The organism is Shewanella sp. ALD9, from assembly GCF_002836315.1.
Lineage (GTDB): Bacteria > Pseudomonadota > Gammaproteobacteria > Enterobacterales > Shewanellaceae > Shewanella.
The window spans coordinates 12,704-29,686 of sequence record NZ_PJCD01000041.1 but is presented as its reverse complement, the minus strand read 5'-3'; the positions used below and the strand labels follow the sequence as shown (position 1 = coordinate 29,686).

Here is a 16,983-nt window from a genome sequence, read left to right as displayed (position 1 = left end):
GTATCGGAGTGAAACCTCAGGTAATCTGCTTTGTGTTAAAAAAAGCATAAATGGATATTTAGACTAATTTTTTATCTTCTTTAAGTATGACTTAAGTAAGTATCGGTAAGTTTAAATGCGCTAAAGTCCCAATAGATTATTTGGAATCCCGGTCTAGATGACAAAAAAGATAACCACACATTTAGAATCTGGTCTATTTAAGGGTAAGCCTCGCCCAAAAACGGTCCAACACCGTAATGCGACGACAACACCTGAAATGCGTCAATTTATTCAGCAATCCGATTACAGCGTCAGTCAATTATCCAAAATCCTCAATATCAGCGAAGCTACAGTACGTAAGTGGCGTAAACGTGACTCAATCGATAACACCCCAAATACCCCGCACAAACTCAACACGACACTATCTCCGATGGAAGAGTACGTGATGCTGGGTTTGCGTTATCAATTAAAAATGCCTTTAGATAGGCTATTAAAAGTCACCCAAGAATTTATCAACCCCAATGTCTCTCGCTCCGGTCTTGCCCGCTGCTTAAAGCGTTTTGGGGTCTCTAAACTAGACGAATTTGACAGCCCTTTTGTCCCAGAAAAATTCTTCAATCAGCTGCCTATTACTCAAGGCGCCGATATTCAAACCTATACCGTTAACCCGCAGACATTAGCCGACACTTTAGCCCTGCCGAGTCCAGATCCAGACAACGTAGTGCAAGTAGTGTCGTTAAGTATTCCGCCTCAATTAACGAAGCAGCAAGCCTATTCTGTTTTGCTTGGAGTCGATTTTAAGTCTGACTGGGTTTACCTCGATATTTATCAAGACAGCCATACCCAAGCGAGTAATCGCTATATAACGCATGTCTTAAAGCACGGACCATTTCATTTACGTAAGTTATTGGTTCGGAACTATCACACTTTTCTTGCTCGATTTCCTGGAGCAGGTCAACCAGCCGCAGTATCCACTAGCACCATTGATGCAGCTGGATCCCAACACCAGATAACTGAACCTCAGTTATCAAACGGAGACTCATATGAGCCAATCCAGTAATAAAGATAAGCGTTTAAACAAACGCTTAAAAGACATGCCTGTCGCGATTGTCGGCATGGCAAGTATTTTTGCTAACTCACGTTACCTAAACAAGTTTTGGGATTTAATCAGCGAAAAAATTGATGCGATTATCGACGTTCCAGAAAGCCATTGGAATGCTGAAGATTACTACAATGCCGATAAATCAATGGCCGACAAAAGTTACTGTAAACGTGGTGGTTTTTTACCTGAAGTCGATTTCAATCCAATGGAATTTGGCTTGCCCCCTAATATCCTCGAACTAACAGACACCTCACAACTTTTATCGTTAGTGGTCGCCAAAGAAGTGCTAGCTGATGCAGGTATTGATGCACAGTACGATACCGATCGCATCGGTATTACACTAGGCGTCGGCGGTGGTCAAAAAATCAATCATAGCCTCAGCGGTCGCTTGCAGTACCCAATACTCAAAAAAGTATTTAAAAATAGTGGTCTAAGTGATGAAGACACTGAGATGTTGATCAAAAAGTTTCAGGATCAATATATTCACTGGGAAGAGAACTCATTTCCAGGTTCACTCGGCAATGTGATTGCTGGGCGTATCGCTAACCGCTTTGATCTAGGCGGCATGAATTGCGTGGTTGACGCAGCTTGTGCAGGTTCTTTAGCGGCAATGCGCATGGCGATTACAGAGTTAGTTGAAGGCCGCAGTGACATGATGCTCACTGGTGGTGTGTGTACCGATAACTCGCCTTCTATGTACATGAGCTTTTCAAAAACACCGGCATTTACCACTAATGACACCATTCAACCTTTCGATATCGATTCTAAAGGTATGATGATTGGTGAAGGTATTGGCATGATGGCGCTTAAACGTCTTGATGATGCTGAGCGTGATGGTGACCGAATTTATGCTGTTATCAAAGGTATTGGCTCATCATCAGACGGTAAGTTTAAAAGTATCTACGCACCGCGCCCAGAAGGCCAGGCAAAAGCATTAAGACGCGCTTATGATGATGCTGGTTTTGAACCGCACACTGTTGGCTTAATTGAGGCCCATGGTACTGGTACTGCAGCAGGTGATGTCGCGGAGTTCAATGGCCTTAAATCGGTGTTTGCCGACGGTAATGACACTCAACAGCACATTGCTCTTGGGTCAGTTAAATCACAAGTTGGCCACACTAAATCAACAGCAGGAACCGCTGGTGTGATTAAAGCGGCTCTGGCTTTGCATCATAAAGTGTTGCCACCGACCATTAACGTCAGTAAGCCGAATCCTAAATTAAACATTCAGGACTCGCCATTTTATTTAAATACCGAAACCCGTCCATGGTTGCCAAGAGCAGACAATACACCGCGCCGCGCGGGTATTAGTGCCTTTGGTTTTGGTGGCACTAACTTCCACATTGTGTTGGAAGAATACCGTCAAGAACATGTTCGTGGCGATAAGTATCGTCAACGTTCAGTGCCACAAAGCCTATTGATCCATGCTGAAAACAAAGCCGCATTACAGGCTCAATTAACCGCTCTGCAAACTGAAATTAAGGCTGTTGATACCACACAGCAAAATCGCCAAGAAATTGTATTAGCCGATTTTGGTAAACGTTTTGCCTTAAATACTATTGCCCCTAACGCGGCACGCATAGGTTTAGTGGTTGCTTCGTTAGCAGACTTAACCATTCAGCTGACTCAGGCGCTGGCGCAGTTAAGCTCAAATACTGCCGACTGCTGGCAATTGCCTTCTGGTACCAGTTATCGCGCAGCAGCATTGATTCATCCTGAAGCGGCAAGCCATAAAGTGGCAGCACTATTTGCCGGACAAGGGGCGCAATATCTGAACATGGGCGCCGATTTAGCCTGTTTGTATCCAGAAATGCGTCAGCAACTGATGCAAGCTGATAAGGTGTTTGCGCAACATAAACAAACGCCACTATCGCAAATTATGTACCCAAATCCTGCTTTTGAAGCCGAAGATATTGCCGCACAACAGGCCGCATTAACCAATACCGCCAATGCCCAGAGTGCTATTGGCGCGGTCAGCATGGGCCAATATGCATTATTGACTCAAGCAGGTTTTAAAGCCGATATGGTTGCTGGCCATAGTTTTGGTGAACTGTCAGCATTATGTGCAGCAGGCGTCATCAGCCAAGCTGATTATTACCAATTGGCCTTCGCTCGTGGCCAAGCAATGGCGGCAACACCTAAAGATCAAGACGCTGGCGTAATGTACGCCATTATTGTCCCCGCTCAATCTGTTGACAACGGTGTTGAAAAGCTTGAACAGTGCATTAGTGCATTTGAAGGCGTTAAGGTGGCTAATTACAATGCACCAACCCAATTGGTTATTGCAGGGCCAACAGCGTCATGTACCTTAGCGGCACAAGCTATCACCACCGAACTTGGTTTTAAAGCAATCGCCCTGCCGGTTTCTGGTGCGTTCCACACTCCATCAGTGGCGCATGCGCAGCAGCCGTTTGCTGCGGCAATCAATAAGATTAAATTTGCTAAGCCAAAACTAAGCCTTTATGCCAATGGCACAGGTAAAGCACATCCTAATGATCCAAAAGCAATCCAAGCAGCATTTAGTGAACATATGTTGCAATCGGTTCGTTTTAGCGAGCAACTAAACGCCATGTATGATGCGGGTGCTCGAGTATTTGTTGAGTTTGGCCCTAAAAACATCCTCCAAAAATTGGTGGAGGCTACCCTAGGCAATAAAGCAGAATCAGTCAGTGTAGTGAGCTTGAACCCAAATCCTAAAGGCAATAGTGACACTCAACTGCGCCAAGCGGCTTGTCAGCTTGCAGTATTAGGGGTGGCATTAACTGAGGTTGATCCTTATCAAGCGCCTATCGCTGAGCTTGCAAAGGTGTCACCGATGAACGTTAAGTTAACCGCGAGTAATTATATTAGTCCGGCCACTCAAGCCAAAATGCAAAAATCATTGCAAACTGGCACCGTTACCAGCCAGACAGTGGAAGTGCCTGTCGAAAAAGTTGTGGAAAAGATTGTGGAAAAAGAAGTCATTAAAACTGAATATATTGAAGTGCCTGCAACATCAGCACCAGCTCAAGCCTCTGCAGTCGCCGCACCTTTAACGGCAACAGCTCCTATCGCTAAAGCTCAACCAGTTAGCTCAAGTGTGTCAGCGTCGACCGATAGTATCGGTGCATTTTTTGCTGCGCAGCAACAAACCGCTGAATTACATCAGCAGTTTTTAGCCATACCACAGCAATATGGCGACACGTTTGCTCACCTGATGACAGCCCAAGCGCAAATGGCGTCATCGGGATTAGCCATTCCAGAAAGCTTGCAACGTTCGATGGAGATGTTCCACCAGCATCAAGCACAAACATTGCAAAGTCATACTCAATTCTTAACGTTGCAAGCACAAGCAAGCCAAGCTGCGTTAGCCATGTTGCAAGGGCAAACACCAATGCCAATGGCGGCTTCTGCACCTGTATCGCTACCTGCTGCATCAGTACAGCCTGCGTTTGTGCAGCCAAGCCAAGTTGCTCAAGCAGCAATACCTTCGCCAGTGGTAGCCCCCGTTGCTCCAGCTCAGGTTCAAACCGCTCAAGCGGTTCAACCTCAACCGACAGCCAATATACCTGTTCAAGCTCCAGTGGCTCAGCAAGTTAGCTCAGCAGCGGTTTCTGCACCAACAGCCGGACTAACACAGCAACAAGTGTTAGACACTATGCTCAATGTGGTCGCAGACAAAACCGGTTACCCAACAGAAATGCTTGAACTTGGCATGGACATGGAAGCAGACCTTGGTATTGACTCAATCAAGCGGGTAGAAATTCTCGGCACAGTACAAGATGAGCTTCCAGGCTTACCAGAACTGAGCCCAGAAGATTTAGCCGAGTGTCGCACCTTGGGCGAAATCGTTAGCTACATGCAAACTAAACTGCCTGCGGCAAACACAACTACTGTAGCGTCAACAGGATCAACATCGGTAGTTACTGCAGCACCAGCATCAACGGGCTTAACCGCTGAAAACATTCAGCGCACCATGTTAGCTGTGGTTGCCGACAAAACCGGTTACCCAACTGAAATGCTTGAACTTGGCATGGACATGGAAGCAGACCTTGGTATTGACTCAATCAAACGTGTAGAAATTTTAGGCACAGTACAAGATGAGCTTCCAGGCTTACCTGAACTGAGCCCTGAAGATTTAGCTGAGTGTCGCACCTTGGGCGAAATCGTCAGTTACATGCAAACCAAATTACCAGCGGCCAACTCGGTTGCTGTAGCGTCAACGGGATCAACATCGGCAAATGCTGCTGCACCGGCAGCAACGGGCTTAACCGCTGAAAACGTCCAACGCACCATGTTAGCTGTAGTTGCCGATAAAACTGGTTACCCAACGGAAATGCTTGAACTGGGCATGGACATGGAAGCAGACCTTGGTATCGACTCAATCAAACGTGTTGAAATTCTAGGTACAGTGCAAGACGAGCTACCAGGTTTACCTGAACTCAACCCAGAAGATTTAGCCGAGTGTCGCACCTTAGGCGAAATCGTCAGCTACATGCAGACTAAATTACCTGCTGTCAGCACATTGGCTCCAGTAGCAACGGTATCTTCATCTTCATCTGCAACAGCAACGCCAACAACGGGCTTGAGTGCTGATACCGTATTAAGCACCATGATGTCAGTAGTAGCCGACAAAACCGGTTACCCTGCAGAAATGCTTGAACTGAGCATGGACATGGAAGCAGACCTTGGTATCGACTCAATCAAACGGGTTGAAATTCTAGGCACAGTGCAAGACGAACTACCCGGTTTGCCTGAGTTGAACCCAGAAGATTTAGCCGAGTGTCGTACCTTGGGCGAAATTGTCAGTTATATGCAAACCAAATTGCCTGCAACCAACACTGAGGCTCCAGTATCTGCTCCAGCAGCAACAACAGGATTAAGTGCTGATACCGTTTTAAGCACCATGATGTCAGTGGTAGCCGACAAAACCGGTTACCCTGCTGAAATGCTTGAACTGAGCATGGACATGGAAGCAGACCTTGGTATCGACTCAATCAAACGCGTCGAGATTTTAGGTACAGTGCAAGACGAACTACCAGGCTTACCTGAGCTGAACCCAGAAGATTTAGCCGAATGTCGCACCCTAGGTGAAATCGTTAGCTACATGCAAACCAAATTGCCTGCAGCAACCACTATTGCGGCGGTAGCATCAACTGCAAACAAGGCTGACGTTAACACCGCGGCATTACCTCCACACAGCGAGGTAGCGCTAAAAAAGTTACCAGCGGCGGATAAACTCGTAGATTGCTTTTCAACAGACTCTTGTATTGTCATCACAGACGATGGCCACAGTGCAGGTTTACTAGCAGAAAAGCTAAATGCAAAGGGATTAACCGTCGCCGTTATTCGTAACCCACAAACCATTAGCGTGGCACATTCACCCTTAAGCAGCGATATTAAAAGCTATACATTGAGCAGCATTGATGATGCCCAAATTGCACAAGTCATTGCCGATATTAAAGCCGATTTGGGCGCTGAACATGCCATTGCAGGCTTTATTCATTTACAGCCTCAAGCTACCGCTAACAGCAGCGAATTAATGTCGTGCACTGTTGCAGCAAAAGCCGCTGTCGACAACGCGTTTTTATGGGCTAAGCATCTTCATGCTGAATTTGCTAAACCAGCTCAAGGTTCGCGCTTATGCTACTTTACCGTGAGCCGTTTAGACGGCGGATTTGGTTATCTTGATAATACTCAGCTAGCAACAGCAGAGCTCAATCAAGCAGCCTTATCTGGCCTGAGCAAAACCCTAAGCCATGAATGGCCACAGGTGTTTTGCCGCGCATTAGACATTGCCAACAATATTGATACAGCAAGTTTTGCCGATGCCATCGTTGCTGAGTTATTTGATATCAATGGTGCCAATGCTAGCGCGGACCGCATTAATGAAGTGGGGATCAGTAATCAAGGTCGAGTAACCTTAGTTGCCGGCAACGCTAGCGAACAGTTTGCACCAGCAAGCCTAAACAAAAATGACACTATTTTGGTCACCGGCGGTGCAAAAGGCGTAACGTTTGAATGCGCCCTCACCTTAGCCAGTCAATGCCAATCACATTTTGTGTTAGCAGGTCGTAGCCAACATTTTGGTAGCAACTTACCGGTTTGGGCGCAAGGCAAACCAGCTTCAGAATTAAAAGCCGCAGCCATCGCTTATATTCAATCTCAAGGCAATAAACCAACGCCAAAACAGATTGATGCTCTAGTGTGGCCAATAAGCAGTAGCCTAGAAATCGATGCTGCGTTAAGCGCTTTCAGTAAAGTTGGTGCCAGTGCTCAGTATGTCTCGATGGATGTCAGCGACGCCACCGCGGTAGCGGCTAGTCTTAAAAGTCTGACTAATGCCAAGGGCGACTCATTAACCATTAATGGGGTTATTCACGGTGCGGGCGTGTTAGCCGATAAGCACATTCAAGATAAAACCTTGGATGAACTTAACCGCGTATACCACACCAAAGTGACTGGGCTTGCCAGCATCATTAATGCACTAAACCCACAACAGATTAAGCTGATTGCACTGTTTTCATCGGCGGCCGGTTTTTACGGTAATACCGGTCAAAGTGATTACGCTATGTCGAATGAAATCCTCAATAAAACTGCACTGAAACTGGCGCACACTTTACCGCAAGCTAAAGTGATGAGTTTTAATTGGGGTCCTTGGGATGGCGGTATGGTCAGTTCAGCATTAAAGAAAATGTTTGTTGAACGTGGCGTTTACGTTATTCCGCTACAAGCGGGTGCCGAGCTATTTGCTCACAGTTTATTAAGCCCACAAGGAGCACAACTGCTTATTGGCTCTGATATGCAAGGTTCATCAGAGCAGGACAACGCTGTAAAAAAGCTTAATGCGGACGCTTTGCTTATGGCCAAGGGTTCGCTGACATTTGCTACTAATACACTTGTGACTAAAGCATTTACGGCTAACGCAGTTACAACTGAGGCAGTTACGACTAAGACATCGGCTGCTGATGTTATCAGTCAGACGGTGACTCGAGTATTAACCCCGGCTGAAATGCCTTTTGTTAGCGATCATTGTATTGCTGGCAATCCGGTATTGCCGACGGTATGCGCCATGCAATGGATGCGTGATGCGGCAGAAACGTTATGTCATGTGCCTGTCAGTATTGCTGAATACAAATTGCTTAAAGGGGTTATTTTTGACACCAATGAGCCACATTTGTTGCAACTGGAACTAACGCAAACTGACGCGGGGATCAGCGCGCTGATCTCCTCTCGTTTATTAAGCGATCCAAGCGCCGCCATGAAACCGCAATACCAAGCTCAATTGGTGATCAATAAGGCAATATTGGCAACTGATGTTGCTAAACCGATTATTGGCGACAGCAGCTTGGCTCAATGGGCTAACATGTCACCATTGTATTCAGGCGCTGAACTGTACCAAAATGGAACCTTGTTTCATGGTCCGCGTTTGCAAGGCATTGCTCAAGTGTTGGCATTTGATGACGCTCAACTATTGTGTCAGGTTCAATTGCCGAGCATTAATGCTAGTGATTGCCAAGGTTTTATCCCGTCATCGGTATTAGGTGGTAGCCAAATTTTCGCGGAAGATTTGCTACTACAAGCCATGTTGGTATGGGCAAGACTAAAATACGATGCCGCAAGTTTACCGTCAACAACCGGTGAGTGTGTTACTGCTTGGCCATTTGCAAATGGTGATAAAGGTTATATTCAACTTGATGTAGTTAAGCACAGCGGCAGAATGCTCGTGGCTAACGTGAGTTTATATCATCAAGACGGCCGCCTGAGTTGCCAAATGCTCAATGCTAAAGTAACCATTAGTAAGAGTTTGAATGGGGCATTTATTCCACATCAAGCTTCTGCAGAACTATCACACAAGGACACAGTGTGACAGCCACAGATAACATGGCGCTAAAATCCATTAGTGAGCGTATTTTGCAGCAACAAACCAAGCCAATGCGCTTGGCTTTGTTGCTCAGCAAACCCAATATCGACTCGGTTAATGAGCACAAGGTTGCGATTGATACTCAGCATAGCGACGGTTTTGAACTGGCGTTATTACACAGCATAGAGCGGCTATCATCCACTGCAGATGAAATGATCAATCTTGCCGATCGGTTGTGGATAATGCCGGGGTTACTTGCCGCGAAACATGGCGTTCATGCGCATGCTTATCTCAATGGTATTGCACTTGGTAGCAATCAGGCTGAAGCAATAACACTGGCGCTGAACCATGCAAAACGTTTACATACTCAACCGCAGATTGTCGCGTTAGATAGCAATGCAAAAACCAATACGGCTAACAATGCACAAACCGCATTAGCAGCAATGGTTACCCTAGTAGAGTCTATCGCCAGTCGTAACATACCAGCACAAGATAAGGTCAACAGTCAGTATTGGTTTAGCCCACTTCACCAAAGTCGGGTTGCAGCGTTATGTTACCAAACTGGCGACGATGTTCAGGCAATGATCTTGACCCAAGGACGTGCATTAGTCGCCTCAAAGCAATTGGTTAATCCCCAACGTTTATGGCTGCCACTGTGTGCCACTTCATTGGCGCAATTGCACACTAAACTGATGGCTTTTTCTGCACAGGTCCATTCGACGACTGACGATTTAAGCTTACTTACACTTATCAAAAGTACATTGGCCGATTATCAAACGGATGCGCCCCTAGCTTTAGTGTTAATGGCGCAGGATCGTGGCGGATTAATCATAGAAATTAATGCGATGTTGGCAATAATGTCGACTCACCTTCAGCCAGACGTTAACGATAAGCCGCCGATAGAATATAAAACCCCTGCTGGCAGTTGCTTCTATTCTGCACCGCTTGGTGATCATGGCTTGAGTTTTGTCTATCCCGGCGTAGGTACTGTGTATCCAAACATGCTCAGTCAAATGGGCTTGGTTTTCCCCAATGTGTATGCTGAACTCGAAAGCCAAGGTGACATGCAATCGATGTTACAAACCGAGTTTATTTACGCGGCAGATAAAAACCATGCCACACAGATGAGCTTAAGCCAATTAGCCATTGCCGGTGTTGGCGCCAGTTATATTTTAACCAAGCTGTTGCAGCAAGAGTTTGCCATTGTGCCCAAATTTGCTTTGGGTTACTCCATGGGTGAAGCGGCCATGTGGGCGAGTTTAGATGTATGGCAAGCGCCACATACTATGATTGAAGCAACCCAAAACAGCAGTATCTTTACCCAAGATATTTCTGGAGAGCTTCGCTGTGTTCGCCAGCAATGGCAATTAACCGATGACGAACCCATTGTCTGGAACAGCTTTGTGACTCGAGCCAGTATTGATGAACTCACGCCCCATTTAACGGATTATCCACGCGTTTATATTGCCATTATTCAAGGTGATACCTGTGTTATCGCAGGTTGTGAATCCAGTTGTAAAGCATTGTTAAAGCAAGCTGGTAAACGTGGTATTACAGCCAATCGAATTACCGCAATGCATACGCCAGCCGCGCTAAATATTGTCGACGATGTACGCCAGTTTTATCAGCAACCGCTGCTGGAAAATTTACCCAAGCAATTGCAGTTTATCTCGGCGGCTCAAACAGCACCTGTCACGCTAGACTCGCACGCTATTGCACAATCGATTGCCGATACTTTTTGTCATCAGTTGGATTTTACTCAGTTAATCCACAATGCTCGAGAGCAAGGCTGCCGATTATTTGTTGAGGTAGGAGCCGATAGGCAAACCACCACCTTAATAGACAAAATCAATGCTCAGAGTGGTAACACGTCCCCAGCGATGGCGATTGCTGTTAATGCCAAGGGCGGCGACGATGTCAGCAGTTTACTCAAGTGTTTGGGACAATTAATAGCGCATCGCGTGCCGATGTCATTAACGCCCTTTTTTCGCAGCCTTGACGATGCAATTAACTCATTATCTCAGCAGACGGCAATAGCCGGCGGCTCACCACTGTCTCGTTGCAGTGAAACATCATTAGAAGGAGAACCTCATTGAGTTCTCAAGCCACCCCTAAAATCGCCATTGTCGGTTTAGCCAATCAGTATCCCGACGCGGATACTCCGGCTAAATTTTGGCAAAACTTATTAGACAAAAAAGATTCGCGCAGCCAAATCAGTGCGAGCAAACTCAATGCTTCACCGAGTGACTACTTGGGTGTACAAGGCGAGTCGGACCGTTTTTATTGTGATAAAGGCGGCTACATTCAAGACTTTCAATTTAACCCTCAAGGTTATCGTATTGAGCCCGACGCATTTACTGGTTTGGATGACAGTTTCTTGTGGGCAACCGACACAGCGCGAAATGCGTTAACTGATGCAGGTATTGACCTTAATCATAACGTGCTGCAGCGCACTGGTATTGTCATGGGCACCTTATCGTTCCCTACTGCCAAGTCTAACGAGCTATTTGTGCCGCTTTATCACAGCGCGGTCGAAAAAGCCTTACAGACTAAACTCCAACAGCCAAACTTTAATCTGCAATCGTTTAATCAAGCATCGCAAAGCAATACCGCAGAAAATGCCAATAACAATAATAATAATGTAGCACCTAAAACGGTCAACCTGCGTAATGGTGCTGTTGCCCATAATGCCTCAAAAATCGTTGCCGATGCTTTAGGTTTGGGTGGTACACAACTGAGTTTAGATGCCGCCTGTGCAAGTTCGGTTTACGCATTAAAATTAGCCTGCGACTACTTACATACCGGCAAAGCTGACATGATGCTGGCTGGCGCAGTGTCGGGAGCCGATCCGTTCTTTATCAATATGGGCTTTTCGATATTTCATGCCTATCCCGACCACGGTATTTCCGCCCCATTTGATAGTAACAGTAAAGGCTTGTTTGCCGGTGAAGGTGCGGGAGTATTAGTGCTCAAACGCCTTGAAGATGCCGAGCGTGATGGCGACCATATTTACGCTTTGGTCAGTGGCATTGGCTTGTCGAACGATGGTAAAGGCCAGTTTGTGTTAAGCCCAAACAGCAAAGGCCAAGTGCAAGCATTCGAGCGCGCTTATCGCGATGCAGCAGCAATCGATCCAAGTATCACCCCTGCCAGCATTGAAGTGATTGAATGTCATGCTACGGGGACACCATTAGGCGACAAAGTTGAATTAACCTCGATGGAGCGTTTTTTTGAAGATAAACTTCAAGGTAGCGCCACGCCATTAATTGGTTCAGCAAAATCCAATTTAGGCCATTTACTCACCGCAGCAGGCATGCCAGGGATCATGAAAATGATTTTTGCGATGCGCCAAGGCGTGTTGCCACCGAGTATTAATATCAGCTCACCTATCGCCTCGCCTAATGGCTTATTTGGCCAAGCGACCTTGCCAAATGCAGTGCTACCTTGGCCCGATAAAGTTGGCAATAAAGCCCGCCATGCTGGCGTATCAGTATTTGGTTTTGGCGGGTGTAACGCTCATTTATTGATTGAGTCATATCAAGCTAAAACCGTCGCTGACAATACGCTGAACAATCATTCTCAAAATAATCATTCTCTAAATAATAATGCTCAAAATAATAGCATTCAAACTCGCAGCACGGCGTTAGTTGATGCAGAAACGCCGATGCACATTACCGGCATGGCTGCGCATTTTGGTCAATGCAGTAGTATTGATGCACTGGCGAGTAAAATCATCGCCAAACAAGCCATCTTTAGCCCGCTACCCACTCAGCGTTGGAAAGGCTTAGACAAACATCCTGAACTATTAGCCCAATATGGCATCACCCAAGTGCCGCAAGGCGCGTATATCGATCAGTTCGATTTTGATTTCTTGCGTTTTAAAGTGCCACCCAATGAAGATGATCGCCTAATATCGCAACAACTACTGTTGATCAAAGTCGCCGATGAAGCTATCGCCGATGCCAAGCTAACGCCAGGCAGTAAAGTCGCCGTGTTAGTCGCCATGGAAACCGAACTTGAACTGCATCAATTCCGCGGTCGAGTTAACTTACACAGCCAAATAGCGCAAAGCCTTAACGCTCAAGGTATTCAATTATCTACAGCGGAATATGACAGCCTTGAAACCATTGCGATGGACAGTGTGCTCGACGCCGCTAAGCTTAACCAGTACACCAGCTTTATTGGTAATATTATGGCGTCGCGGATAGCCTCATTATGGGATTTCAACGGCCCGGCATTTACCATTTCTGCAGGCGAGCAATCAGTTAACCGCTGTATCGATGTGGCGCAAAACTTGTTTGCTTTAGGCTCGTTACAAGAGCCATTAGATGCCATCATTATTGCCGCTGTAGACTTGTCTGGCAGCATTGAAAATATGTTATTCAATACCGCAAAACTTAACGCCAAAGGATTAAGTTCAACAGATTGGTTAGTGGGTGAAGGGGCTGGCGCACTCGTGCTGCAACAAACCAATGCAGCACACACTCAGCTTGATAGCTATGCCAGTATCGATAGCGTCAACTTTACGCCATTGTCACAATTACCAACACAACTGCCAACTGAATTATCAGCAGACATTGTTGAGTTAAACCAATCACCTGAATGCATATTAACAACTCAAGGTCAACAGTTTGCCCAAGGATTAACTGATGCTGCAATCGCGGTCAGCTCAGCGCCGTTATTGAGTAAAGCTCATGATATTCTCGGTCATACATTTGCCGCTTCTGGCATGGCCAGTTTGCTGCATGGTTTAGTGCAAACTCGTCACATCGATAAACCGTCTATCAATGCCAGTGTATTCACCAGCAGCGACAATCAATACTCACAAGTTAATCTGTCTGTTTCTGCGGCGCAACAACACGCATTGCACGCTAGACTGGGCAATAATTTAACTCAACAACTGGCTACGGGCAGTAAGTTAAGTTTAATTAAACAAGTCAGTTTAGGTGGTCGAGATATTTACCAACACATTATCGACAGCCCACTTGATGCGCTCGACAGTATTATCAATCAATGTGCAGATATCGCCCCAACGGTGGTCAACACCATTGAAAGTAAACAACCAACTATTCGTGATAATAACCCTCTTAGCGTCAATAATAGCGAGAATATCGCCGAGCCTCTTATGTCAGAAAATATGCCCGATAAAACAATTCCAAAGCAACCAAGGGTTGCCAGTATGACAAATCATGCTATTCCACCTGCACATTTAACGGCATTTCAACAAAATCAGTGGTTAGCACAACAAGCGCATTTAGCTTATTTGGCCAGCCGAGATGCAGGCTTGAAAGTAGCCGACAGTTTATTACGATCTCAATTGGCTGGTTTTAGCCATCAGACAACTGCGACTCAAGTCGCGTCTCCGGCTGCTAATACTTATGCGGTTAATGCTGCAGTACAAACCGCGGTTAAGAGTGAAACCATTAGCCCTGCCAGGTTAATCCAACCTAATCATGCTTGTGTGCCCGCTTACACTGCACCTATTCCAGCGAATAAACCGTGTATTTGGAATTACGCTGATTTAGTTGAATATGCCGAAGGCGATATCGCTAAAGTATTTGGCTCAGATTACGCCATTATCGACAGTTACTCGCGCCGAGTTCGCTTACCGACAACAGATTATTTATTGGTGTCACGCGTCACTAAACTCGATGCCACCATGAATCAATACAAACCGTGTTCAATGACTACAGAATACGACATCCCCGTCGATGCCCCGTATTTAGTGGATGGTCAAATCCCTTGGGCTGTCGCGGTAGAATCGGGCCAGTGCGATTTAATGTTGATCAGTTATTTAGGTATCGATTTTGAAAACAAAGGCGAGCGGGTTTATCGCTTATTAGATTGTACTTTAACCTTCTTAGAAGATTTACCCCGTGGCGGCGACACTCTGCGTTACGACATTAAAATCAATAACTTTGCCAGCAATGGCGACACGTTATTATTCTTTTTCTCTTACGAATGTTTCGTAGGCGACAAGATGATCCTAAAAATGGATGGCGGTTGTGCAGGCTTCTTTACCGACCAAGAACTGGCCGATGGAAAAGGGGTTATTCAAACTGAAGATGAAATAAAACATCGTCAACAAGTGCTCAATAATCCGAATAAACCAACCTTTACACCATTACTACATTGTAACCAAACAGCATTTGATTATGGTCAAATTCATCATTTACTGACCGGTGATATTGGCAGCTGTTTTGGTGGCGACCATGTCGCGCATCAACTGCAAACTGGGCTGCAAAAATCGCTTTGTTTTGCCTCTGAAAAGTTCTTAATGATTGAGCGAGTGAGTCAATTACAAACACAAGGTGGTACGTGGGGCTTAGGCTTACTCGAAGGTCATAAACACATTGCGCCAGACCATTGGTATTTCCCTTGTCATTTCCAAGGCGACCAAGTGATGGCAGGCTCGCTAATGGCAGAAGGTTGTGGCCAGCTATTACAGTTCTTTATGATCCACATTGGTATGCATACTCTAGTAGAAAATGGTCGATTCCAACCATTGGAAAATGCTTCGCAAAAAGTTCGCTGTCGTGGCCAAGTGTTACCACAAACGGCTGAGCTGACTTACCGCATGGAAGTGACTGAAATCGGTATTCATCCCCGCCCTTACGCTAAAGCCAATATTGATATTTTACTCAATGGTAAAGTCGTGGTCGATTTCCAAAACTTGGGTGTGATGATTAAAGAAGATGCCGAATGTGCTCGTTATCCGCTTATCTCGTTAAACACAGCCAACACTAGCCCTGCCGTTGATTCAAACGCTAGCAGTAAAGTGATTACCAACAAAGCCCCGTTAATGGCGCAAGTTCCAGATTTAAACGCCCCGAGTAACAAGGGCGTTATTCCACTAAAACACGTTGAAGCGCCCATAGTCAGTGCCGATTCAAAGTACGCTAATCGCGTGCCTGATACCGTGCCATTTACCCCATACCATATGTTTGAATTTGCTACTGGCGATATCGAAAAATGCTTTGGCCCTGACTTTAGTATTTACCGCGGACTTATCCCACCGCGCACACCTTGTGGCGACTTACAGTTAACCACTCGCGTGGTTGAAATTAACGGTAAACGCGGCGAATTGAAAAAGCCATCATCATGTATAGCAGAATACGAAGTGCCAGCAGATGCTTGGTACTTTGCAAAAAACAACCACCAAGCGGTAATGCCTTATTCGGTGTTAATGGAAATTTCATTACAACCCAATGGCTTTATTTCTGGCTACATGGGCACCACCTTAGGCTTTCCTGGGCAAGAGCTATTTTTCCGTAACTTAGACGGTGGCGGAAAATTATTACGTCATGTCGATTTACGCGGCAAAACTATCGTCAATGATTCAAAGCTATTATCAACCGTCATTGCTGGCAGTAACATTATTCAAAGCTTCACCTTTGAGTTAAGTGTCGATAACGAGCCGTTTTACACGGGTAGTGCGGTATTTGGTTACTTTAAAGGTGATGCGCTCAAAAACCAGCTCGGCATAGATAATGGCAAAATTACTCAGCCATGGCATATTGATAATAACGTCGCGGCAGACATCAGCGTTAATTTATTGGATAAACAGTCACGGGTGTTTAATCCGCCAACTAGCCAACCGCATTATTGTTTAGCGGGCGGCCAGCTTAACTTTATCGACCAAGCCGAAATTGTTGAAGCAGGCGGCAAATACGGTAAAGGCTATCTTGCTGCGTCACGCACTATTGACCCAAGTGATTGGTTCTTCCAATTCCACTTCCATCAAGATCCGGTTATGCCCGGCTCATTAGGTGTTGAAGCCGTGATCGAGTTGATGCAAACTTACGCCATCAGTACAGACCTAGGTAAAGGTTTCACTAATCCAAAATTTGGCCAAATATTGTCGGATATTAAATGGAAATATCGCGGTCAAATTAACCCACTTAACAAACAAATGTCACTTGATGTACATATCAGTGCAGTAAAAGATGAAGACGGTAAACGCATCATAATAGGCGACGCAAACCTCAGTAAAGATGGTCTGCGCATTTATGAAGTCAAAGATATCGCCATCTGTATTGAAGAAGCTTAGGCCAAAAAG

4 protein-coding genes are annotated in these 16,983 nt (G+C 45.7%); all 4 read left to right on the top strand.

The window, feature by feature from the left end; genetic code table 11:
* The first annotated feature begins 157 nt into the window (after positions 1-157).
* The 4 genes from CXF88_RS16830 to CXF88_RS16815 are packed head-to-tail and all read left to right on the top strand — an operon-like array spanning position 158 to position 16,974.
* Positions 158-1,039 carry a helix-turn-helix domain-containing protein gene (locus CXF88_RS16830; protein ID WP_101087745.1) on the top strand — a complete coding sequence of 294 codons (882 nt, stop codon included), beginning with the start codon at positions 158-160 and terminating at the stop codon, positions 1,037-1,039.
* Positions 1,023-8,930, top strand: a complete 7,908-nt coding sequence (locus CXF88_RS16825) for a type I polyketide synthase (RefSeq protein ID WP_101087744.1) — start codon at positions 1,023-1,025, stop codon at positions 8,928-8,930. Before CXF88_RS16830 ends, CXF88_RS16825 begins: the two co-directional genes overlap by 17 nt.
* Positions 8,927-11,020: a PfaB family protein gene (locus CXF88_RS16820; protein ID WP_101087743.1), complete on the top strand. Its 2,094-nt coding sequence runs from the start codon at positions 8,927-8,929 to the stop codon at positions 11,018-11,020. Before CXF88_RS16825 ends, CXF88_RS16820 begins: the two co-directional genes overlap by 4 nt.
* Complete coding sequence (locus tag CXF88_RS16815; protein ID WP_197708462.1) at positions 11,017-16,974, top strand: beta-ketoacyl synthase N-terminal-like domain-containing protein; 5,958 nt, start codon at positions 11,017-11,019, stop codon at positions 16,972-16,974. The genes CXF88_RS16820 and CXF88_RS16815 overlap by 4 nt, the downstream gene beginning before the upstream one ends.
* The last annotated feature ends 9 nt before the right edge of the window (positions 16,975-16,983 follow it).

What these genes read in the sequence shown, in the direction of transcription:
- CXF88_RS16830 (WP_101087745.1), top strand. Translation starts at nt 158, where the DNA reads ATGACAAAAAAGATAACCACACATTTAGAATCTGGTCTATTTAAGGGT.
- CXF88_RS16825 (WP_101087744.1), top strand. Translation starts at nt 1,023, where the DNA reads ATGAGCCAATCCAGTAATAAAGATAAGCGTTTAAACAAACGCTTAAAA.